This is a genomic window from Methylocystis sp. IM3 (assembly GCF_038070105.1).
In the GTDB taxonomy this organism is placed as follows: Bacteria; Pseudomonadota; Alphaproteobacteria; order Rhizobiales; family Beijerinckiaceae; genus Methylocystis.
The window spans coordinates 2,553,141-2,575,258 of record NZ_JBBPBZ010000002.1; the positions used below are offsets into that span (position 1 = coordinate 2,553,141).

Here is a 22,118-nt window from a genome sequence, read left to right on the forward strand (position 1 = left end):
TTCAGCAACTTCCTCGCGCCTCACAGCCGCCGTATTCGCGTCCGAATGATACTCGCGTCTTTCATAGCGGCTGGGCGCTTGTGAGAAAAGCCCCACCTGAAGCCAGTTGGGCGTGCGCAGGCGCCGGCGACACGGCGACGCTCATGGTTGAGAATTCGTAAACCATTAGGGTCCAGCCTCTGAAGACGGAAGCGAAACGCGATGACTTTGCCTCCACGGGTTTCGATGCGCCTCAAGCTCCTCGCCACTACCGCCGCGATCGCCCTGATCACGCCCGCCTTCACCGGCCTCGATGATCTGAGCGATCGCCAAGCGCGGCCCGAATATTCGAACGTCGTTCCCTATGTTCCGTTCAGCGTCGGCGCCTGGCGCGCCCGCGTCGGCAACCTCGAGGAAGCGGTGCGCGGATTTGTCACGGGCGAGCCGCCTCATACCGAGGCCGCGCATCCGCCCCAGGCCACGCTCTTTGGACAGGACGAGGCGACCCTTTCGCCGCTCGCCCGTTACGCGCCGCCGGAGGGCTGGCCCCGCGCCAGCGCGCCGGGCGCCGTCGATCCGGCGAAGCTGCTGGGGGCTGATTTCGAGAATTTCTACCCGGCCCTCGCCGCCTTCCGCGCCGGGGACTTCGCCAGCGGCGAGGAGGCTGCGGCCAATCTCCAGACCAATCTCGCGGACACGGCCGCGCGCTGGGTGGGCCTGAAGCTGCATTCTCACGAGGCGGGCTTCAAGCGCATCACGGCCTTCATCGCCGCCCATCCGGATTGGCCGGCGGCCGACTGGCTGCGCCGCCGCGCGGAAGAGGCGCTCGTCGCGGAGCACCAGCCCGACCGCATCGTCAGGGGCTGGTTCGCCGAAACAAAGCCGCAGACGGCCTATGGCAAGTTCGCCCTCGCCCGCGCCCTCGCGCGCGAGGGAGATTTCGAGACGGCCGCGCAACTCGCGAAAGAGGCGTGGCGCGAAGAGGATCTCGGTCAGAGTTTCGAGACCCAGTTCTACAAGGAGCTCGGCGCGCTGCTCACGGTCGAGGATCATAAATATCGCGCCGACCGCCTGCTTTACGCGGGCAAGAATGTGCTCGGCCTGCGCGCCGCCGAACTCGTCGGCAAGGATGTCGCGCTGCTCGCCCGCGCGCGCGCCGCGGCGAACAACGGCGCCGGCGGCGAGAAGCTCTTCGCCGCCGTGCCGCCGTCGCTGCAAAACGACCCCGGCCTGCTCTTCTCGCGCATTCGCAGCCTCAACACCGCCAAGAAGTTCACCGACGCCGGCGCGCTCTTCCGCAAGGCGCCGACCGACCCCGCGAAGGTGATCGACGGCGACGCCTGGTGGGCGGAGCGGCGCCAGACCTCCCGCAAATTGCTCGACATGGGCGACGCCGACACCGCCTATCTGATTGCATCGCAGCATTGCGCGGAATCGACCAGCAACAAGGTCGAAGCGGAATTCATGGCGGGCTGGATCGCGCTGCGCTTCCTGGACGATCCGTCGCGCGCGGCGCGCCATTTCGCGGCGCTCGATCAGGTCGCGGAGACGCCGCTGCAAAAGTCGCGAGCGCTCTATTGGCGCGGCCGGGCCGCCGAGGCCTATCACACGACCGACGACGACGCGAAGGCGCGCGACTTCTATCGGCAGGCCGCCGCCCATTCGACGACCTTCTACGGTCAGCTCGCGAGCGCCAAGCTCGGAGCGGAAGACCAGCCGCTGCGCCCCGCCCCGGCGGCCGCGCGGGATCACGAGCGCCACGAGGCCGTGCGCGTCGTGGAGCTGTTGCTCGCGACCGGCGACAGGGACGTCGCCGCGCCGCTCGCGCTCGACTCGACGAAAAACATGCCGGACACCCGGCAGATCGCGGCGCTGGGCGAAGCCATCGCCAGCCAGCGCGACGCCAAGCTGTCGCTCGTCTTCGGCAAGAGCGCCTCCTATCGCGGCGTGCCGCTCGACGACGTGGCCTTCCCCTCCTATGGCGTGCCGAACTTCGACGCGCTTCCCAACTCCGCCTCGCGCTCGGTCGTCTATGCGATCGCGCGGCAGGAGAGCGCCTTCGATCCGAAGGCGGTTTCTTCCGCCGGCGCGATGGGGCTGATGCAAATGATCGCCTCGACGGCGCGCCACACCGCCTATCAGCACGGCCTCCCCTTCGATCCCGCGCGCATGATCAAGGAGCCCGCCTTCAACGCCAGGCTCGGCGCGGCGCATCTCGGCACGCTGCTCGGCGAATACAGGGGCGCCTATCTCCTGACCTTCGCGGCCTATAACGCCGGCGGCGGGCGCGTAAAGCAATGGATCGACGCCTATGGCGATCCGCGCAAGCCCAATGTCGATCCGATCGACTGGGTGGAGCGCATCCCCATCACCGAAACACGCAATTACGTGCAGCGCGTGATGGAGAACTTTGTGGTCTATCGCGCCAAATTCGGCGACACCGGCACCCCCGCGCCGCAGGTGCAGCTCGCGCGCTTCGGGACGTGAGGGTTTCGCGGTCGGATCGAGACCTGCGGCCGGCGGTGGCAAAGCCAGATTGATCAGCGCCTGTGTGCTTTATACAGGACTGGAAAAATTCACGGTTCAGACGCTGATACACCTTCAGCTTTTTTAGAATCGCAATCAGGGAGCTAACGCATACAGTACCGTCTCTTCCTGATGGACGGTGTGGTGATCGAGGAATAAGTCATATTCGCTGCAAAACGAGCTAATCAGCTGAGGTATTTCTATAAAATCAGATTCGCGATGATAAACTGAGATCGCCAAACGCGGCTTAAACTGTTTGATCGTCTTTGCGGCTCCCTTTAGCGCATCCACTTCTGCGCCCTCGATATCCATTTTGATAAAATCTACGCGTGGAAGAACGCCGCAATCCACGAGCGTGTCGATGGAAGTCGTCTCGACCTCGACAGCGCCCTTCTCCGAAGCGCGCGCCCCTGCACCGGAGTCAGAAAATTGGAGCTTCTGGCCCGGAGTGTCACTCAGAGCATACCGGTGGAGGTGGATTCTCCCTTTCACCGTCGGATTACGTTGGGTGTTCCGTTCGAATACCGAGGCTTGCTTGGGTATAGGTTCAAAAGCGTGCACGGAACCTGTTGGGCCAACCGATGCAGCGAATCCAAGCGCCGTGTCTCCAAAACACGCTCCAGCATCGACGACAATGTCGCCAGCACGCGGACCAATCTGCACGTCATTCCTATGGAAATAGTATTGTTCGGCAATAAACGAATACACGATGTTCCCTAGCCAACATTCAATGTTAAGATCAACGCTGTCGAATGGCACTTTATATACAGAAACCTCGAAAGGAGGAAATTGCTCAGAGGACGCCTCCATCTCCATTTCTTTGGCCTTGAGAAAGGCGTCAGACAAATCAAAGTGACGAGGCAAGGACATATGGAGAGGTCCAAGAGCGCGATATGCAAACAATGCCTTGAAGAGATGTCGCGACTCCTCATCCTTGTACAGAGAGGCGACATGATCTATGGCGTCTGAATTATCCTGTATGAAAGAAAGAATTCGGGAGGCGGTATCAGGCTGATACACTGAAAGAACCATGTTGGGGAAACGCCAATCATCAACCAGTGGGCGAACACGCTCTTTTCTGCTTTTTAGAATGAAGTCGATCATCTCCCCACTGAATCCGGGGCGTCGATTTTTTTCCAAAAGCGATAAGGCGACCTCGTGCCTTAAACCCCTGACGCCATGAAGGACCCGCTGAAGCGCATTCCTTGCTGCCATTTCTTAATTCTCGCTGTTTTTATATCTCGAATGATTTTAATCTCAGTCCATCGTTAGAGCAACCCGAGCGGCGCGCGACTTGACAACATTGGTCAAAATCTCCCACGCCTCCATGAGAAACGTCATGCGAAAAACGAGGGCGATCCCGAAATAAACAGCGCCACCCAGCGAGACCATTACAAAAAGCTCTGCAATGGGCGACAAGATAATTAAGCTCCGCGCGTTCATGAGCACAAAGCCCATGAGCATGCCTGCAACCATGATTCCAGAAATGTCGCGGGTCTGGGCGGTGAGCCCGTACCCTAATGCGCGACCGGAAGGAGCGGTATTAATGACCGCCGCGATGGCGCCAAATACGATTTGACTCCACGCGAGACCGGCGATCCCGAAAAAACTTCCGACCACAATAGCGACAATGCCAACGATATGCTTCTTCACGGTCATTCGCAGAAAAGTATTAGAATCGCCACGCGCAAGCAATACTTGCAAATTTATGACATGAATAGGCCAGAGCAATCCTGAAATGCACAAGATTGAAAGGATAGGCGCAGCGGGCAGCCACTTCTCGCCAAACAATACGGATATGACAATATCGGACAAAACTCCAAGTCCGATCATGATGGGCACATTGATCGCCATGGCGCCGCGCAGGGCGATGCCAACGCCTCGGCGTATCGCTTCGAGATCATGTGCGCGCGCGGAAAAGATCGGAAGAGCGACCCGAGAGATGATCGCAGAAAGCGATGTGCTCGGGAGCGCCTGAACGCCCGAGGCTCGGTTGTAAAAACCAAGCTGATCGATACTGTGAAGCTTGCCGATAATCAGGGAGAAACCCTGATTGTAGGCGACATCGAGCAAGGCATTTATAACGAGATTGCCACTGAACCCCAGCAGGGACAGCACGTGCTCGACATTGAACGTCAGTTTGGGACGCCAGCCCCCAACCAGCCAGAGTAACGTCGTGCTGGTCAGGGACATGGACAACCCCTGCCAGGCCAGGGCCCAAACGCCGAACCCAGATAGGGCGAGACCAACGCCAACAGCCCCGGAGATTGCGGAAGACGTCGCGCCGACGATGAGGAGGGAGCGAAAGCGCAGGCTGCGCGTCAAGAGCGCCGAATGAACGGAACCGAGCGATCCGATGATGACCTGAGCCGATACGACGCTCATGAGCGGCTGCAACACCGGCTGGTCGTAGAAGCGTGCGACGAGCGGGGATATGAACGTCAGAAGACCCGCACATATGACGCCCATCACTATGTTGAACCAGAAGACAGAAGTCTCCTCGTCCGGCGCCCCGCCTCTGCGGCTGATGAGCGCGAGACTCATGCCGCCATCGACAAATACCAAAGCAATTCCGGAAAAAAGCCCAAGAAGCGCGATGACGCCGAAATCGCTCGGCGCAAGCAATCGAGCAAGCGTGACCGAAACAATAAACTGCACGAGCTGGCGCAGGATAAGATCCGCGCCGCTCCAAAAGGTCGCAACCGTCGCCTTGTTCTTCGACATCAGGGCCACCAGAATCCCGAGAAGACGGGCGTCGCCGAACTTGTCGCCAATGCCAGGGCGACGTTGAGTCTTTTATTTCTTAGAGGTTTAGACATCCGACCCACTCGTGAAATGATTTGGCTGGCCCCGCGCAGGGACGCGTGCGGCTTTCCATACAACGGTTTCTTCGTTTAATTTTTCACGATGGTGGATTTTTGGCCATCTACATCAGCCTGCGCGGGCCGGCCTTGCATCGACTGCTTCAACCGGCTTTCGCCGGATCAGGCAAGCGTCTCGGCAACCCCAGCAAGATCAGGCGCTTTTGTCGGCCAGCCGAGTTCGTCCTGTATCCGCCGCCGTAGCGTGTCGGCGGCGGTCGGTTCGCCGTGCGTCACGAAAGTCATGCGGGGCGTCTGCTTGAAATTGCGCAGCCAGCGCATGATTCCGTCGGCGTCGGCGTGCGCCGAGAGCATGGTGAGATTTTCGACCTCGGCGCGCACCTGCACATATTCGCCATGGATCTTGATCGTCTGCGCGCCAGAGACCAGCGCCGCGCCGCGCGTTCCCGCCGCCTGAAACCCCGAGAACAGAATCGTATTGCGGGGATCGGGCGCAAATTTCTTCAAATGATGCAGCACCCGGCCGCCGGTCGCCATGCCGCTCGCCGAGATGATCACCTTGGGCGTCTCGTCCTCGTTGAGCGCCTTCGACCCCTCCACAGTGTCAACATATTTCGCCACCGCGCAGGCGCGCCGGCGCTCGTCGTCGGAAAGCTTCTGGTCGTCGCGATGGCGCAGGAACAACTCGCTCGCCTCGGCCGCCATGGGGCTGTTGAGATAAACGGGGACATCGGCGAGGCGGCCCGAGGCTTTCAGCTGCTCGAGATAATAAAGCAGCAGTTGCGCGCGTCCGACAGCGAAGGCCGGAATGATGACCGTGCCGCCGCGCTGGATCGTCCTTTCGATCACGCGCGCGATCGCGTCCTTGGGATCGCGCGGGTCGTGCAACCGGTCGCCATAGGTCGATTCGACCACGATATAATGCGCGCCGTCGATCGGCTCGGGATCGACGTTGAGCGGATCGTCATATCGGCCGAGATCGCCGGAGAAAACGATCCGCCGGCCTTTCCAGTTCACCTCGAGCGAGGCGGCGCCAAGGATGTGCCCGGCGCGATGCAGCCGGATGACCGGCCCTTCCCGGAGTTCGTGACTGTCGCCGAAGGAGAGCGAGGAGAAGGCCCGTATCGCGCGCCGTGCGTCCTGCGAGTCATAGAGCGGCAGGGCGGGATGATGTTTCGAGAAGCCGCGCCGGTTGGCGTATTCCGCGTCCTGCTCCTGAAGCCGCGCGCTGTCGGCGAGCAGGATCTTGCACAGTTCGCGCGTGGCCTTGGAACAATAGACGGGACCGTCGAAGCCGTCGCGAACCAAGGCCGGCAGATAGCCCGAATGGTCGAGATGCGCATGAGTGAGCAGCACAGCCGAGATGCCTTTCGGCTTGACCGGAAAAGGCGCCCAGTTGCGCAGGCGAAGATTTTTCAGGCCCTGGAACAGGCCACAATCGACGAGAATGCGCGTGTCCTTGCTCTCCAGAAGATATCTGGAGCCGGTAACGGTTCCCGCCGCGCCGAGAAAGTGGATTTGCACGATTGAAGTCTCGCCGGAAACATAAAAGCGGCGATATCAGAAAACCAGCGCGCCCGCCGCCGCCGCGCCGAGCAGAATAACATCGTGCAGCGCGAGCGCCAGGCGCGACGGGCGCGCATCTTCATGCAGGAGCCGCAGCGCCGCGACGTTGACCGCGCCCCAGCCGAGGCCGATGGCGATCAAGCCGACCGTCACGCTCGCAATCGAGAGACCGAGAAAAACCGCGCTCGCCCCGAGAAGCATGACGGCGAGACCGACGGCGAGCGCCGGGACAGGCGGAAAGAGGCCGGGGAGCGACGCGGCGAGCGCGGCCGGGCCATACATCGAGAACAGATGCCAGCCCATTGCGCCGCCGATGAAGGCGGGTCCCGCCGCGCAGACGGCGAGGGTGAGCGGCCCGTGCAACATGCCTGCCGACATGATGAACCAGGCCGCCGCGCCGACGAGGGTCGCCAGCGCGAAGCCCCGCGTCACCCGCGACGACGCCGGGGCTGGAACCGGGACCGGGACCGTCGTCGCGACGGCGTGAGGCATGCGCACCGACAGGCCGAGCGCCAGCACATGGAGGCCGGCCGCCATGAGCAGCGTCGCGCCGGGGCCCGGCGCGACGGAAAGGAAGAGCGGCGCCGCGAGCGCCGCGCCGCCGCCGCCGGCCAGCACGACGAGCCCGCCCCGCGCCGACCCCTGCGCGGCGATATGGCGGTAAAACAGGGCGAAGCCCTGCGCCAGACCGAGCCAGAAAGCGCCGAGACACAGGCCGAAGAAATTGCCCTTGGCGACGGCGAAGGCCGAGAGCGCGCCGCCCGCTGCGCCGAGACTGGCGCCGAGCCCGAAGGCCGCGCGCCGCCCGAAGGAATCGACGAGCAGCGCCGCCGGAAAGCTCGCGACCGCCGCGCCGACGAGCAGCAGCGCGAAGGGCCAGCCGATGCGTTCGACGCTCGGCGCCATCAGCCGGCTTTGCTCCGGCAGGACGGTGAGAACCAGCGCCTGCGCCAGCACCGCGAGCGCGAAGCCGAGCGCGAGCGTCCCGCGATTGTCGGTCACATTCGCGCGCTGCATCGCGGCCGGACAGGCGCAGTGGAGCGCACCGACGCGCATCGTCGCCTCTTCCTCGACGCTCATTCTTTCTCCTCGTCCACGTCGTCGTCCATCAGCACGCGATGCGCCGCACCGTCGAGATCGTCGAACTGCCCGCTTCGCAGCGACCACATGAAGGCGATGAGGGCCACGAGGCCCAACGCCAATGCGAGCGGAATGAGAAACAGCAGCACCGTCATTCGGCCGGCCCCATGACGGAGCGAGGCGACAGGCTGTCCACGGCCCCGCTGGCCTCCGGCGCGGTCTGGTCCGAGTTCGCGAGCGTTGCGCCGCGTCCGGCGCGCAGCGCATTCAGCGTCACGAGGATCGACGAGCCCGACATCGCCGCCGCCGCAATCAGCGGCGTCAACATCCCCGCCATCGCCAGCGGAACGGCGAAGACGTTATAGCCCACCGACAGCGCCAGATTCTGCCGCATCAGGCCGCGCGCCCTGCGGGCGAGATCGAGCATTGCGAGAACGGGCGCGAGACGCTCGCCCAGAAAAACGGCGTCGGCGGCCGCCTGGGTGATCTGCGTGGCGTCGATGGGCGACACGGAAACATAAGCGGCGGCGAGGGCCGGCGCGTCGTTCAGCCCGTCGCCGACCATCATGGCCTTGCGCCCCTGCGCCCGCAACGCCTCGAGCCGCGCGACCTTGTCGGCGGGCTTCAGCGCCCCGGCAAAGGTCGCGACATCGAGCGCGCGCGCAATCTTCTCCACCGCTTCGACGCGGTCGCCCGAAAGGATTTCCACGGCGACGCCGCGCGCCTTCAAGGCGGAGATCGTCTCGGCCGCGTCGCTGCGCAACGTCTGCCGGATCTGGAACAGCGCCGCCGCCGCGCCGTGCCGGAACGCGACGATGGACACGTCGGCGTCGAGCGCCCCGAGCCGCGCCGCCTCTTCCTCCAGACCGCAAAAGCGCGGCGCGCCGAGCCGCGCTTCGACGCCGTCGACCATGGCGCAGACGCCCTGCCCATGCGCCTCGCGCGCCTCCAGCGCCACGGCGCCCGGACGCTCCTCTGCGACCGCGCGCGCCAGCGGATGGCTGCTCGCGCGCGCCAGCCGCGCGGCGAGATCGACGAGGCCCGCGTCGAATTGGGCGGCGTTGACGAGGCGCGGCTCCGGCGTCGTCAGCGTGCCGGTCTTGTCGAAGACGACCGTATCGGCTTCGGCGAGCCGTTCGATCGCATCGGCGCTGTTGAGCAAGACGCCCGAGCGAAACAGCGCCCCGCTCGCCACCACCTGCACCGCCGGCACGGCAAGCGCCAGCGCGCAGGGACAGGTGATGATGAGCACGCAGATCGCCGTCACCAGCGCATCGTGCAGGCTCGCGCCGCGCCAGAGCCAGAACAGCGCGGTCGACAACGCCGCCACATGCACCATGGGCGCGTAAAGCCGCGACACGCGATCGGCGAGGCGCACATAGCGCGAGCGGGCGCTGGTCGCCTTTTCGAGCAGCCGCTCGATGTCGTCGAGCAGCGTCGCGCCGCTCGCCGCCGCGACGCGAATGACGAGCGCGCCGTGGTAATTCATGCTGCCGGCGTAAACCTGATCGCCCGGCCCCACGGCGTGGCGCTTCGTCTCGCCGGTGATGAGGCTTTCATCGAGCTCTGAGGCGCCGCGCTCGATAACGCCATCGACCGGGAGCCGCTCGCCGGGGCGCGCCAGCACGAGGTCGCCGGGCTCGATCTTCGCGAGCGGGGTGAGCGTCTCGGCGCCGTCGGGGCCGAGACGGCAGGCGAGCGGCGCGCGCAAGGCGGCGAGATTGGCCGCGACGGCGCGGGTCTTGCGGCGCATGGCGTGATCGAGGAAGCGGCCGAGCAGCAGGAACGTCAGCAGCATGATCGCGCTGTCGAAATAGGCGTGCTCGGCGTGTGTGATGGTTTCATGGACCGACATGGCGAGCGCGAGCAGCACGCCGAGCGAAATCGGCACGTCCATATTGAGCCGCCCCGCGCGCAGCGCGGCGAAGGCGCTTTTGAAAAACGGCTGCCCCGCAAAAGCCGCCGCCGGCAGGGCGATCAGCGCGGAGACCCCATGGAAAAGATCGCGCGTCGCCGGATCGATGTCGCCGCCGCCCTCGCCCACCCATATTCCGACGGACAGCAACATGATGTTCATCGCGGCGAAACCGGCGATGGCGAGGCAGCGCAACAGCCAGCGTGAAGTTTCGATCTCGGCGCGCTCGCTCTCGGCGAGTTCGAAGGGATGCAGAGTATAACCCATGCGCCGCAGACGTTCGAAGGCGGCGGAAAGATCGAAAGAGCCGTCGCGCCATTCGAGGAGCAGGCGGCGATTGGTGTAATTCACGCGCGCCCGCTCGAGGCCGGGGAGATCGGAAAGCCCCTGCTCGATCTCGCCGATGCAGGCTGCGCAGGTCATGCCGTCGATCGCCGCCTCGAACCGTCGCGCACCGTCGTCGCTCTGCGAGACGAGAGCCTCGTAATCGAAAGCGGCTGTCATGCGAGCCCCCTTTGCGGCGCCTTACTCTATGTCGATCCGGTTTTTCGAGCGAAAGATGTCCTGCCCCCCGCGCGCGGCCGTCAAGACGAGATCGCGCTGACCCCTGGGCAGCGCAGCCCTCCCGACGTAACGTCCGGGTGCGACGGGCGCGAGCTTCACGCTCACATCCTTCGACAGGCTGGCGGGCGCGGCGAAGAGCGCGGTCATCTCCACGCCGGACACGTCCGCGCCGCCTCCGTCGCGGGCGCTCACGCGGATTTCGCTCTCGCCCGGCGAGAGGCGCGACAGACGCACATCGACCTTCCAGTCGAGCGCCGCCTGTTCGCGCGCCTGCGCTATTTCCTGATTATAGGCGAGGCCCCGCTCATAGGGATGCGCGATGACTTCGCCCGAGAAGGTCTTCACCGCTTTGTAGATCATCATGCCGTCGACGGCGAAGACGAAGAGGAAGAAGCCGACGATCATCGCCAGCACTCTGAGCCCCGTCAGCGGCTTGCCGCCCGCGACATAATCGGAGAAGCCCTCGGGGTCGCGCGATTTTCTGCTCATGATCATGCTCATCGTCGAAAACCTCACGGCGAGATGAAGACGTCCTTCGTCTCCAGGACGGCGCCAGTGCCGGCGTCCGTCACGGTGAAGACGACGGGGGTCTGCCCTTTGCCGGCGGCCGGGCCGTGGGTCGAGACGAGAACGCGCGCTTCGCGGGTTTGATCCGGCCCGACCTCGATCGCAACCTTGCCCTTGGCGTCCGGGGCGACGCCCACGACTTCGGTCTGCGCGCCCGCGACGCCCGAGACCGCGAGGGTGAAGCGCCGCGTCTCGGGCTTCTTGTTCGAGAAGCGAACAGTATAGCCGTTTCGCACGCCGCCGTCCTTGAGCCGCACGGCGAGCGGATTGCGATCGTGCAGCACGCTGACATGCATGTCGCCGCGCGTGGCGAGCGTCGCCGACATGAAGCCGCCGATGGCGATGATGAGCACGGCGTAGAGAATGGTGCGCACGCGCAGCGGCTTGTAGATCGGCTGCTCGCCGCATTCGCGCCGCTTGATGTTCATCTCCGTGTCGTAGCCGATGAGCCGCGTCGGGCGATGAATCTTCTCCATGACGCTGTCGCAGGCGTCGATGCAGAGGCCGCACTGGATGCAGCCGAGCTGCGCGCCCTTTCGAATATCGACGCCCGTCGGACAGACGGCGACGCACTGGCCGCAATCGACGCAATCGCCGGAGGGCTTGTGCTCCGCGCGCGCCACGCTCGCCTGTTTCAGCGACATGCGCGGCTCGCCGCGATCGTAGCGGTAGGTCACGTTCAGCGCATATTCGTCGGTAAGCGCGGCCTGAATGCGCGGCCACGGGCAAGCGTGCAGGCAAAGCTTCTCACGCATCCAGCCGGCGAAAATATAGGTCGTGAAAGTGAGGATGCCGATCCAGAGATAGGCCTCGCCCGCGCCGGGCTGGAAGGTCGCGAGATCATAGACGAGCGTCGGCGCGTCGGCGAAATAGAGCACCCAGGCGCCGCCCGTCCACCAGGCGATCAGCAGCCAGACGAAATGCTTGGAAATCTTCTTGCGGATTTTCTCGAAGGTCAGGGGACCGTTGTCGAGCTTCATGCGGTCGCGGGCGTCGCCCTCGATCCAGCGCTCGGTCGACATGTAGAAATCGGTCCACACCGTCTGCGGACACATATAGCCGCACCAGATGCGCCCCGCGACGGCGTTCATGAGGAAGAGCGCCAGGGCCGCGAGGATCAGCAGGCCCGTGACGTAATAGACTTCCTGCGGCCAGATTTCGATGAAGAAGAAATAGAAGCGCCGATGCGGGAAATCGACGAGCACGGCCTGGCTCGGCGCGTCCGGTCCGCGATGCCAGCGCACGAAGGGCAGGAAGTAATAAATCGCCAGCGTCGCGAACTGAATGCCCCATTTGATGCGGCGAAAATGTCCATCGACCTTCTTGGGGTAGATGCGATGCGCCGCTTCGACGAGAGGCTCGTCCAAAAGCGTCTGATGAGCGTCCGCGCTGGACATTGTCGTTCCTCTTCGAACTGCCCCTCCCCCGCCTGCGCGGGAGAGGGAGAACGCCTGAGCCGCTGCTTTACTGACCGCCGCCGAGCGAATGCACATAAACGGCGAGCGCCTTGATCGTGGTGTCGTCGAGCCTGCCCTTCCAGGCCGGCATCACCGCGCCGCCGCCATTGACGATCCGCGCGACGACCGAGGGCTTGTCCGAGCCATAGAGCCACACCTGATCATAGAGGGCCGGCGCGCCGAGCTGCGGATTGCCCTTGCCGTCGACGCCGTGACAGGCCGCGCAATTCTCGGCGTAGAGCTTCTCGCCCTCCGCCGTCGGCGCGTCGGAGTCGGGCGTTTCCGCATAGGTGCGCACATGGTCGGCGACGACGGAAATCTGCTCCGGCGTGAGCAGGCCGTCACGGCCGAAGGCCGGCATGGCCGAGACATGCGTCTCCTTGTCGGCGTCCCAGCGCACGCCGTGCTCGATCGTCTGCTTGATGTCGGCGAGCTTGCCGCCCCAGATCCAGTCGTCGTCGTTGAGATTGGCGTAGCCCTTCGCGCCCTGCCCGCCCGCGCCGTGGCAAGAGGCGCAATTGGTCGCGAAGGCGACCTTGCCGACCGTGCGCGCCGCGGCGAGAAGCTCCGGATCGGACTCGATCTTGTCGAGCGGCGCGTCCTTGATCTTGTCGAGCACGGGCCCGCGCAGCGTTTGCAGATCGGCGAGTTGGTTCGCCACCTCATCGCGCGCATGCCAGGCCGTGACGCCCTGCGTGCCGCCGGAGAAAGTCGGCCAGGCGGGATAAACGATCGTATATCCGACGCCCCAGAGCACCGTGATCCAGAAAGTCCAGACCCACCAGCGCGGCAGCGGCGTGTTCAGCTCCTCGATGCCGTCCCACTCGTGCCCTGTGGTCGGCGTGCCGCTGACCTCGTCTATTCTGACCTTGTCTTTTCCAAACGTGTCCTCAGACATCGTCGTCCTCCCGAAGGGGAATTTGTGCGTTGCGCTCGAACTGCTTCCGGCGCGAGGGCCAGAAGACGTAAGCGACGACGCTGATGAAGATGAAGCCGAAGAAGATCAGACCCCATGAGGCCGCAAGGGCGCGCATGTTTTCGTAGGTCGATACGGCCTCGGCCGTGGCGGCGTTCATGCGGTCACCTGATATTGGCCTTGTCGTCGTAAAGTTTGAAATCCACGGAGACGCCGAGATGCTGGAGATAGGCGATGAGCGCGTCCTCCTCCGTCACGCCGGCCTTGTCGGACGAGTCGTTGAGCACGGCGTTCGGATAGCGCTTCTGCATCTCCGCCGCCTCGGCGGAGTCTCCGCCGTTCTGCGCCAGGAGATCGGCCTGCGCCATCTCGATCTGCGCGTCGCTGTAGGGCACGCCGACAGTGCGCAGCATCCGCATCTGCTCGGCGATATGCTCGGCCTTGAGCGGCGCCGTCGCCAGGAAGGGATAACCCGGCATGATCGAGGACGGCACCACCGCCCGCGGGCTGCGCAGATGATCGCGCTGCCAGTCGTTGGAGTATTTTCCGCCGACGCGCGCGAGATCCGGGCCATTGCGCTTCGAGCCCCACTGGAAGGGGTGGTCGTACATGCTCTCGGCGGCGAGCGAATAATGGCCGTAACGCTCCACCTCGTCGCGCAGAGGACGGATCATCTGCGAATGACAGGTGTAGCAGCCCTCGCGGACGTAGATATTGTAGCCCGCGAGTTCGAGCGGCGCATAGGGGCGAACGCCCTCCACCTTCTCGATCGTGTTCTTCAGATAGAAGAGCGGCACGATCTCGACGATTCCGCCGATCGCCACGAGCAGCAGAATACCGACGACGAGCAGGATGGAGTTGGTTTCGAAGAGCTTCTGGAGCCCGCCGCCGGCGGGCGCGTGTTGGGAGGATTGCGACATGGTTTCGTGCTCCTCACTCGGCAGGCAGGGGGGACGGGGCGAGCGCGCTTTCGACGGCGGGCGACGCGAGCGTCCTGTAGATGTTGTAGACCATGATCAGCGCGCCGATCACGAAGAGCCCACCGCCGATGGCGCGGATGACATACTCCGGATGCAGCGCCTCGGTGGTTTCCACGAAGGAATATTCGAGGAAGCCCTGCGGCGTGTAGGCACGCCACATCAGGCCCTGCATGATGCCCGCGACCCACATCGAGGTGATGTAGAAGACGATGCCGATCGTCGAGATCCAGAAGTGCCAGTTGACGAGCTTCAGCGAGTAGAGCTGCCGGTTGAAGACCCAGGGAATGAGGCAGTAGAGCGCGCCGAAGGACACGAAGGCCACCCAGCCGAGACCGCCCGAATGCACATGGCCGATGCCCCAGTCGGTGTAGTGGGACAGGGCGTTCACGGCCTTGACCGACAAGAGCGGCCCCTCGAAGGTCGACATGCCGTAGAAGGCGACCGACACGACCAGCATGCGCAGCACGGGATCGGTGCGCAGCTTGTCCCAGGCGCCGGAAAGCGTCATCAGGCCGTTGATCATGCCGCCCCAGGAGGGCATCCACAGAATGACCGAGAACACCATGCCGAGCGTCTGCGCCCAGTCGGGCAGCGCCGTATAGAGCAGATGGTGCGGTCCGGCCCAGATGTAGAGGAAGATCAGCGACCAGAAGTGCACGATCGACAGTCGATAGGAATAGATCGGCCGCCCGGTGCGCTTCGGGATGAAGTAATACATGATGCCCAGAAAGCCGGTCGTGAGGAAGAATCCGACGGCGTTGTGGCCATACCACCACTGGATCAGCGCATCCTGCACGCCGGCCCAGACGATGACCGAGTGCGGCGAGAAGATCGAGATCGGGATTTCGGCGTTGTTGCCGAGAACCAGAACGGCGATCGTGACGATGAAGGAGAGATAGAACCAGTTCGCCACATAGATATGCGGCTCCTGGCGGCGCGCGAGGGTGACGAGATAAACCAGCAGATAGGTCACCCAGACGACGACGAGCCAGAGGATCGCATACCATTCCGGCTCGGCGTATTCATGCCCGCGCGTGACGCCGAGCAGATAGCCCGTGCCGGCGATGATGATGAAGAAATTATAGCCGAGCACCACGAACCAGGGCGCGAGATCGCCGGCGATGCGGGCCCGGCTCGTTCGCTGCATCACGTAAAAGGACGTGGAGAGCAGCGCGTTGCCGCCGAAGGCGAAAATCACGGCCGAGGTGTGCAACGGCCGCAGGCGCCCGAAGTTGATCCAGGGCAGATCCAGATTGAAGGCCGGAAACGCGAGCTCCAGCGCCAGATACAGCCCGACGAGGAACCCCGCGACGCCCCAGAAGAGCGAGGCGATCGACGCGAATTTGATGGGTCCGTAATTGTAATTCGGCCGCCCGTCGATGACGGCGGCCGCGAGCTGCGGCCCGCGCGCACGATAACGCAGCAGAATCGCGACGACGGCGCCGATCGATCCGAGCGAGAAGAGCGCCGCGTGGAAGGCGTAGGCCGGCGTGTAGGCCCTGGACGCGATGTAGCCCGTCGCGATGGCAAGGGCGACGAAGATCGCGCTCAGCGATCTCTCGCCGAAGGTCATTTGTTTCGCGATGAGAGGGGGACGCTCCATGATCACTGTCCTCTGGAGGTTTCCATTTTCTTGCAGAGCGAAGAGTCTCGCTGGCGCCGGAAAAAACGGACAAAGTCGCTCGAGCGCGGCTTTGATCGACGCTCTCCATAGTACAGCGCAACAGTAACAGTCATTTGACATGAATCAATAAATCGGGCGCGCGGCGGCCTGTGCGCGCAATTGTCACAGATCAAATAAACCGAACGCGGATCACCCTAGACGAAACCGGCCTTTACGCGCGTCGTCGCAAAATTTTGCAACAAGTTGGCGCAAGTGCAAAAGCTGTTTCGCGCCCATATGTCGCAGGGGCCGGCGTGTGCGGCGGCCCTTGTCAGCAGGGATAGAATCGATGCGTCCCGAGCAGGAATCCGAAAGCTCCGTGGCGGAGTTGCGCGAGCGGGCGCGCGAAGAACAGACCGCTGCCGGAATAGGGATAGCCGTAATCGCAGGTCGGGTCGGGGCCCGGCGCGGCGGCGGGCGAGGCGTTCACCATCGCGGCGCGCGACGCGAAGAAACGCTGTCCGTTCAGCGCAAGGGGTATCCAGTCGCGCCCCTCGCCCAGCACCGTCACCTCCGTATCGGCCGGCGCAATGACCGTGACCGGGCATTTGACGCTCGGCCGCGTCCGCAACTCCACAGGCGCCTGCAGCGTCAAAACATCGGCGAGGGCGGCGGCCGAAAATGAGACCAGCGCAAAAAAAGCAGGCACGAACAGGAAGGACCGCCGCATGTGAATTCCCCCACGCGCCGAACGTGCGCCAGCGCAACTTTGAAAAGCGGCGCGCACTCTAGAAGAAAACGCTCGCGTCTGAAACCGTTGGAAAGGAGACGCCCATGGCGGTGAGGAACAGGCTGTCCGGCGCCCTCGACTCTTTCAAGGGGCCGGTCCTATTCTCGACGTCCGGCTGGCGCGCTGGCCCTCGTCATGGTGTCTTCATGCGGCGACTTGCTTTCTCTCTCCTGGCCGCGGGCGCGGCGTGGCTGCTTTTTCCAGCACAGTCCTTTGCGAAGCATCCGCCAGCAGACTCGCGGCCGAGCGTCGCCGTTGCGATCTCGCCGAGGGAACTGGCGCTCGACCGCGACGGCGCCGCGCTGCTGACCATTCCCGCGCCGGGGCGCTACTCGATCCGCGTCAAAAGCCCGACGGGCGCGCGCATCGAACTCGTGGACATGATCGCCGGCCCGCTCGACTCCGCCGGGGCGGCGGGGCTCCGCGACGGGCGGATCGACGCGCTGCTCGACAAGGGCGTTTACAAGCTGCGCATTGGCGCGGTGAAGGGCGCGACCGGCAAGGCCAGCGTCAGCGTCGAGCCCTTCGCGGAGGCGGAGACGGCGCGGCCCGCGCTCACGCAAAACGGGATCGCGCGCGCGGAACTCGGCGATCTTCAGCAGCGCTCCTACGCGCTGGACATCAAGAACGAAGCGCCCGTCTTTCTGGAGGCCGTCGGCCGCGCGCTCCAGGATCTGCGGCTCTGGGACGCCGACGGCGCGCTCGTCGATCTCGCTTTCGAGCGCACGACCGTCGAGACCAAACCCGGCCGATCCGTGAACAGGCTTCGGCTCGAAGGGAGGGTCCCGCCCGGTCGTTACGTCGTCACCGCCTATGGCGGGGAGAAGCTCGTCTGGTCCGATGGCGCGAGCGGCGAGCCGTTTCTGTTACATATTGCGGAGCCTGCCGTTCTGGCCGCGGGCGTGGCCGAAGGCGTGATCGGGCCCTTCGGCGCGGCGCGCTACGAGGCGCCCGCGAGTTACGACAGTTTCCGCCTGGAGCTTCCCGAGCAGGCGCCGGCGCGGCTCGACGCGCGGAGGGGCGCGGCGCGGGACACGGCCGCGATCGGCAAGACGAGCCGTGCGCCCGTCGCAACGCTTCGCCTCGCCGGCGACGCGCCTGCGCGCCTCGACGTCACGGGCCATGAAGGCCAGACTTATGCGCTGCGCGCGCTGCGCCAGTCGAACCGCGAGACCTTCGAGGCCGCCGGGCCGCATCTCGTCTCGGTCGATGTGGCGGGCGAAGGCGGAGACGAAGCGCCCGCCACCGCGCTCCTCGCCCGCATCGAGACGGACGGCCGCACCCGCGTGATCGCGTCCGACATGCCGCGCATCGGCGCCGGCAAGGCCTGGCGCGGCAAGTTCAATCTCTCTGGACCCACGTCTCTCCTCTTCGAGGCGACGAAGGGCGGGCCGGTCGCGATCGACGCCAAAGGCGTAAAGCTGCGCGCCTCGATCGAGCCGGCGCTGGGCTCGCTGGCGCCGCCGCGCGCCGGCCGGGAGGGCAATCGCTACGACCTCGTCGCGGGCTTTTATCTTCTCACGCTCGAGCCCTCTGGCGACAGCGGCGGCGTCGTCGATCTCACGATCGGCCCGCCCGGCCTCGCGGTCTCCGCGCCGGCCGCCCTGCCCTCGCGCGCCTCCCTGTCCTTCGGCCAGCAGACCCTCGAAGGCGGCGGCTCCTATCTCATCCTCGCCAATACGGCTCCGGGGCTTCTCACGGGCCCGCGCGTCGTCGCTTTGCCGGCGGCGCTGGATCAGGGGCCGCTCGCCCTGCATCAGCCGGCGGGCCAGGAGATTTCGCTGCCGTTGCGCCTGCCCAAGGACGGCAAGGCCATCGCCCGCGACGCCAGAGGCGCCGACGTCCCGCTCAGCGTCGCGGAAGAGAAGGTCGAGAACGACCAGCGCCTCGTCACGGTCAAGATCGCCGCCCCCGAGACGGCGCGCGCGCTCGGCCTGATCTATCAGCCGCCAGCGCCCTCGGCCTCCGAGACGGCGGCGGGGCCCGCGAAGGGACCGCGCGCCTCGGCGGGGCGGCCGGCTTTCTTCGACCTCGCCCGCGACGAGACGAAAAGCCTGCCCTTCGACGTGGCGCAGGGCGGCCTTTACCGCATCGAAACGCTCGGCCGCCTCAAGACGGCGCTGCGCGTCGGCGCGGCCGTCTCGCCGAAGCTCGGCGAGGGCGAGGCGAACGGGCCGGGAAGCAACGGCCTCGTGACCGCCTATCTGCGCGCCGGCGCCTATCGCGCCGCCGTCACGGCGAAAGAGTCCGCCGGCCATCTCGGCCTCTCCGTCGCGCCCGCGACGCTCGCCCAGACCGCCAGGATCGCCGACGCCGGCGAAGCGCGCGCGACGCTCGCGCCCGGCAAGGGCGCCGTCGTTCCCATGGAGATTTCCCGCGCCGGGGATTATCGCCTGACGCTCGCGAGCCTCGGGCGGGACTGGCGGGCGCGGCTCGAGGACGCCGACGGCTGGCCGCTGACCCCGCCCGGCTCCTTCCGGCGCAAGACCCTGCATCTCGAGCCTGGCGCCTATCGGCTGGTCGTGAGCCCCGAGGATGTCGAGGCGCGCATGATCGCGCGTCTCGCCCCCATCGTTGCGCCCGCCGCGCTCGAAGGCCACGGCCCGCATCCCCTGCCCTTCGAGACGGCGCAGAAGCTGCTATGGCGCGAGCCGCAGGGAAAGGACGCGCCGCGCCTCCCGGATGTCTGGCGCTTTTCGCTCGCCGGCGACTCGGATGTGACGCTCTCGATCGGCGAAGGCATGATCGGCGACATTCTCAAGGGCGACGGCGAGAGCGTGGCCAAGGTCGTGACCGACCGCCCCTTCAAGGGAAGGCTTGCCGCCGGCGACTACCGCGTCGAGGCGCGCAGCCTCGCCCATGACGACCGGCTGGATTACGAGATCGCGTTGTCCTCGCCGCAATTGCAGCCGGGCGCGCCCCGGCGCGTCGATCTGCCCGCGCGTCTCGATTTCGCCCTCGCGCAGGAGAGCGTCGTCGATCTTTCGAGCTTCGGCGACAAGGAGACCATCGGCGCGCTGAAGACCGCCTCGGGCGAGGTGGTCGAGCGGCTGGAGCCGCGCGCCAACGACTGGAACGTCGCCCTCGCCCGCCGCCTGCCCGCCGGCGCCTATCGGCTGGAGCTGGAGGCGCTCGCCGCGACGCGCGAGCCCGCTGCGCAAAACGCCGAACGCGAAGACGCCGCGCAGGACGGCGAGGAAGAGACGGACGAAGCGGCGGCCGGCGAGACCGAAGCGGCGCCCGAAGGCGCCCAGGAAGCTCAAACAGGACAAGAGGCTCAAACAGGGCAAGAGGCTCAAGAGGGCCAAGAAGCCCAAGACGCGCAAGAGACTGAAACCGAGAGCGGCGTCGAGATCCGTCTCTCGGTTCTCGACGAGCAGGACGGCCCGGCGCTCGCCATGACCGGCGAGACGGTTCTCGACGGCGCCAAGGCGCAACGCCTGCTGCTGCCGACGATCTCCGGCGACGCGCTCGCGCTTGTCGCCGCGCGTTCGGCGAGCGAGGTCGCGCTCTCCATCGAACGGCGCGACGGCGAGGGCGTCTGGCGCGTCATCGGCGTCGAGCGTGGGCTTGCGCCCGTCGCCGCCTGGCCGGCCGCGGGCGACAAAAGCGCCTGGCGCGTCACCGTTTGGCCGCTCGGCGGCGCGCGCGAGCCTGTCACAGTGGCGGCGCGCACGGTGGCGCGGCGCGCGCGCGGCGCGGGGGACGTCGCCCTCGACCCGCTTGGCGATCTCACGCCCGAGGTCTGCGTCGCCCGGATCGACGCGCCCAACGCGGCGCTCCTCGATGTCGCCGCGACGCCCGGCGTCCTGGCGGGCTCGGCTCCGGGTCGGCTGCTGCGCCCGGCGCGTTCCGGCGTGCTGGCGCCTCAGGCCCCGACGCTCTGGCTGCTGGCGCGCGACTGCAAGGCGCAAGCGCATGTCGCCGCCTTCGACTGGCTCGGTCAGGAGGTCGCGCTCGATCTCGGCGAGGGCGAGCGCGCCTTTCTGCCCCCGCTCGCCGCCCCGCGCGGCAAGACCCGGCTGTGGCGCGCACGCTCGACCTTCGCGCAGCCGGCGATCGACGCGGGCGCCGGCAAGGGCGTTGCGGAGGGCGTCGCGCTGGCGCTTTCCGGCGAGGCCGCGCCGCAATTGTGGAACGCCAGCGGCCCCGCCCCCATGCGCGCCGCGCTCTCGGCCATCGATGTCGAGACGCGCGCGCCGATCGACGGCGGCGCCAGCTACGCCGGGCTCGTGCCGCCGATGAGCGCGCAGCCGGTCGACATGGCGTCCTCCGACGCGCCGCTCGCGCTCGATCTTGCCGGCGGCCTCGCGGCCTTTGTCGGAAAGACCGGCGTCTTCGGCGACGATGCGGCGGTCTCGCGGGTCATCCACGGCGCGGGCGCCCGCGTGCTTCTCGTCAACATGACGGCGGCGCCCCTGCCCGCGCGGATCGCCCGCACGCCCGATCCCGCCATGAGGCTCGATGCGAAGACCGCTCTCAAACGCTTCTTCGGCGCCGCCGGCCAGCTCTCGCTTCCCCTGGACGCGCAGCCGAACGACCGCCTCGTGGTGATCGGCGCGGACGCCGCCGTCGTCTCGCGCAGCGGGCGCGTGTGGCGCGGCCGCGACCTTGCGCTCGACGGCGCGGGCGAGGTCGTCCTCGATTACAAGCCCGGCCTCGTCGCCGCCTGGATCGAGCGCGGCGGCGTCGCGCCCTGGCCGCAGGCCGCGGCGCGCGCGCTGGAGCTTCCCAAACGCGTGACGCTCGACGGCGCGAGCGCGCGCTTTTCCATCAGGCAGAGGACGCCCGTCATGCTCAGCGCATCGAGCGGCGCGCCGGCGCTTCTGTCCTTCACGCAGAACGGCCGGCGCGAGACCTTCGCCTTCCCGGCGGGCGTCGAATTTCGCCACTATATGGCGGCGGGCGAGGCGACGCTCGATCTCTACGCGCCGCATGACGGCCCGCTCGGCGGCGCGCTCGACATGACAGCGCAACCGGTCATCGAGGCGCATGAGGGCGTGAACGATCCCATCGCCGTCGCCCCCGGCGCCAGCGCGCTCTTCTCCTTCGAGACGAAGCGCGCAGGCGAGATTGGCGTCGGCATACGCGCCGAGCCCGACCGCGTGAGCGCGCGTCTGATGGACGCCAGCGGCAAGACGCTCGGCGAGGGCGTCGGTCAGGTCGTGAAACTTGCGCCCGGCCGTTACTTCCTCGAAGCGCGCGCGCCGGCCGATACGAGCGCGACGACCATCCGCGCGGCCATCGTGGGGCTTTCGCCGCCGCCCGCCGCGCCGCCCGAGGAGGTCGTAGCCGAGCTTCTCGAAAAAGCCGGACTGAAGAAGAGCAAATGACGTCTGCCCCGACGGACCTT

The 22,118-nt window shown here is 66.0% G+C and carries 15 protein-coding genes; 2 read left to right on the top strand and 13 right to left on the bottom strand.

The annotated features are described in order from the left end of the window. Positions 1-201: 201 nt before the first annotated feature. The gene (locus WOC76_RS14460; protein WP_341388802.1) at positions 202-2,466 is read left to right on the top strand and encodes a lytic transglycosylase domain-containing protein; all 2,265 of its coding nucleotides are present in this window, start codon (positions 202-204) and stop codon (positions 2,464-2,466) included. A 135-nt stretch (positions 2,467-2,601) separates the two neighbouring features. Here WOC76_RS14460 and WOC76_RS14465 read toward each other — a convergent pair whose 3' ends face one another. From WOC76_RS14465 to WOC76_RS14525, 13 genes are all read right to left on the bottom strand, one after another. Next, a complete protein-coding gene (locus tag WOC76_RS14465; protein ID WP_341388804.1) occupies positions 2,602-3,609 on the bottom strand; it encodes an FkbM family methyltransferase in 1,008 nt (335 codons plus the stop codon). Between the two features lie 153 nt (positions 3,610-3,762). Next, entirely contained in the window at positions 3,763-5,229 is a 1,467-nt protein-coding gene (locus WOC76_RS14470; RefSeq protein WP_341105906.1) for a lipopolysaccharide biosynthesis protein, read from the bottom strand. A gap of 260 nt (positions 5,230-5,489) precedes the next feature. Further along, complete coding sequence (locus WOC76_RS14475) at positions 5,490-6,851, bottom strand: MBL fold metallo-hydrolase (RefSeq protein ID WP_341105905.1); 1,362 nt, start codon at positions 6,849-6,851, stop codon at positions 5,490-5,492. A gap of 36 nt (positions 6,852-6,887) precedes the next feature. Continuing rightward, positions 6,888-7,973, bottom strand: a complete 1,086-nt coding sequence (locus WOC76_RS14480; protein ID WP_341105903.1) for an MFS transporter — start codon at positions 7,971-7,973, stop codon at positions 6,888-6,890. Next, complete coding sequence (gene ccoS / locus WOC76_RS14485; RefSeq protein ID WP_341105902.1) at positions 7,970-8,128, bottom strand: cbb3-type cytochrome oxidase assembly protein CcoS; 159 nt, start codon at positions 8,126-8,128, stop codon at positions 7,970-7,972. Before ccoS ends, WOC76_RS14480 begins: the two co-directional genes overlap by 4 nt. Continuing rightward, positions 8,125-10,392 (bottom strand): heavy metal translocating P-type ATPase, encoded by a 2,268-nt coding sequence (locus WOC76_RS14490; RefSeq protein WP_341105900.1) that lies wholly within the window; start codon positions 10,390-10,392, stop codon positions 8,125-8,127. The genes ccoS and WOC76_RS14490 overlap by 4 nt, the downstream gene beginning before the upstream one ends. 21 nt (positions 10,393-10,413) lie before the next feature. Then, on the bottom strand, positions 10,414-10,941 hold the full coding sequence (locus WOC76_RS14495; protein ID WP_341105898.1) for a FixH family protein: 528 nt from the start codon (positions 10,939-10,941) through the stop codon (positions 10,414-10,416). A 23-nt stretch (positions 10,942-10,964) separates the two neighbouring features. Further along, positions 10,965-12,416, bottom strand: a complete 1,452-nt coding sequence (ccoG, locus tag WOC76_RS14500) for a cytochrome c oxidase accessory protein CcoG (RefSeq protein WP_341105897.1) — start codon at positions 12,414-12,416, stop codon at positions 10,965-10,967. A 67-nt stretch (positions 12,417-12,483) separates the two neighbouring features. Then, entirely contained in the window at positions 12,484-13,374 is an 891-nt protein-coding gene (gene ccoP, locus WOC76_RS14505; protein WP_341105895.1) for a cytochrome-c oxidase, cbb3-type subunit III, read from the bottom strand. Continuing rightward, positions 13,367-13,552, bottom strand: a complete 186-nt coding sequence (locus WOC76_RS14510) for a cbb3-type cytochrome c oxidase subunit 3 (RefSeq protein WP_341105894.1) — start codon at positions 13,550-13,552, stop codon at positions 13,367-13,369. Before WOC76_RS14510 ends, ccoP begins: the two co-directional genes overlap by 8 nt. Positions 13,553-13,556: 4 nt before the next feature. Next, positions 13,557-14,312: a cytochrome-c oxidase, cbb3-type subunit II gene (ccoO, locus tag WOC76_RS14515; RefSeq protein ID WP_341108762.1), complete on the bottom strand. Its 756-nt coding sequence runs from the start codon at positions 14,310-14,312 to the stop codon at positions 13,557-13,559. 13 nt (positions 14,313-14,325) lie between these two features. Then, complete coding sequence (gene ccoN, locus WOC76_RS14520) at positions 14,326-15,975, bottom strand: cytochrome-c oxidase, cbb3-type subunit I (RefSeq protein ID WP_341388811.1); 1,650 nt, start codon at positions 15,973-15,975, stop codon at positions 14,326-14,328. 331 nt (positions 15,976-16,306) lie between these two features. Next, positions 16,307-16,705, bottom strand: a complete 399-nt coding sequence (locus WOC76_RS14525; RefSeq protein ID WP_341105893.1) for an SH3 domain-containing protein — start codon at positions 16,703-16,705, stop codon at positions 16,307-16,309. A gap of 104 nt (positions 16,706-16,809) precedes the next feature. On the opposite strand from WOC76_RS14525, the gene WOC76_RS14530 reads away from it, so the two are divergent. Next, on the top strand, positions 16,810-22,098 hold the full coding sequence (locus WOC76_RS14530; RefSeq protein WP_341431465.1) for a hypothetical protein: 5,289 nt from the start codon (positions 16,810-16,812) through the stop codon (positions 22,096-22,098). The last annotated feature ends 20 nt before the right edge of the window (positions 22,099-22,118 follow it).

Excerpts from the sequence above, each read along its gene's own strand:
- WOC76_RS14460 (WP_341388802.1), top strand. The coding sequence starts at position 202 with ATGACTTTGCCTCCACGGGTTTCGATGCGCCTCAAGCTCCTCGCCACT.
- WOC76_RS14465 (WP_341388804.1), bottom strand. The coding sequence starts at position 3,609 with ATGATCGACTTCATTCTAAAAAGCAGAAAAGAGCGTGTTCGCCCACTG.
- WOC76_RS14470 (WP_341105906.1), bottom strand. The coding sequence starts at position 5,229 with ATGTCGAAGAACAAGGCGACGGTTGCGACCTTTTGGAGCGGCGCGGAT.
- WOC76_RS14480 (WP_341105903.1), bottom strand. The coding sequence starts at position 7,973 with ATGAGCGTCGAGGAAGAGGCGACGATGCGCGTCGGTGCGCTCCACTGC.
- ccoS (WP_341105902.1), bottom strand. The coding sequence starts at position 8,128 with ATGACGGTGCTGCTGTTTCTCATTCCGCTCGCATTGGCGTTGGGCCTC.
- WOC76_RS14490 (WP_341105900.1), bottom strand. The coding sequence starts at position 10,392 with ATGACAGCCGCTTTCGATTACGAGGCTCTCGTCTCGCAGAGCGACGAC.
- WOC76_RS14495 (WP_341105898.1), bottom strand. The coding sequence starts at position 10,941 with ATGAGCAGAAAATCGCGCGACCCCGAGGGCTTCTCCGATTATGTCGCG.
- ccoG (WP_341105897.1), bottom strand. The coding sequence starts at position 12,416 with ATGTCCAGCGCGGACGCTCATCAGACGCTTTTGGACGAGCCTCTCGTC.
- ccoP (WP_341105895.1), bottom strand. The coding sequence starts at position 13,374 with ATGTCTGAGGACACGTTTGGAAAAGACAAGGTCAGAATAGACGAGGTC.
- WOC76_RS14510 (WP_341105894.1), bottom strand. The coding sequence starts at position 13,552 with ATGAACGCCGCCACGGCCGAGGCCGTATCGACCTACGAAAACATGCGC.
- ccoO (WP_341108762.1), bottom strand. The coding sequence starts at position 14,312 with ATGTCGCAATCCTCCCAACACGCGCCCGCCGGCGGCGGGCTCCAGAAG.
- ccoN (WP_341388811.1), bottom strand. The coding sequence starts at position 15,975 with ATGGAGCGTCCCCCTCTCATCGCGAAACAAATGACCTTCGGCGAGAGA.
- WOC76_RS14525 (WP_341105893.1), bottom strand. The coding sequence starts at position 16,705 with ATGCGGCGGTCCTTCCTGTTCGTGCCTGCTTTTTTTGCGCTGGTCTCA.
- WOC76_RS14530 (WP_341431465.1), top strand. The coding sequence starts at position 16,810 with ATGGCGGTGAGGAACAGGCTGTCCGGCGCCCTCGACTCTTTCAAGGGG.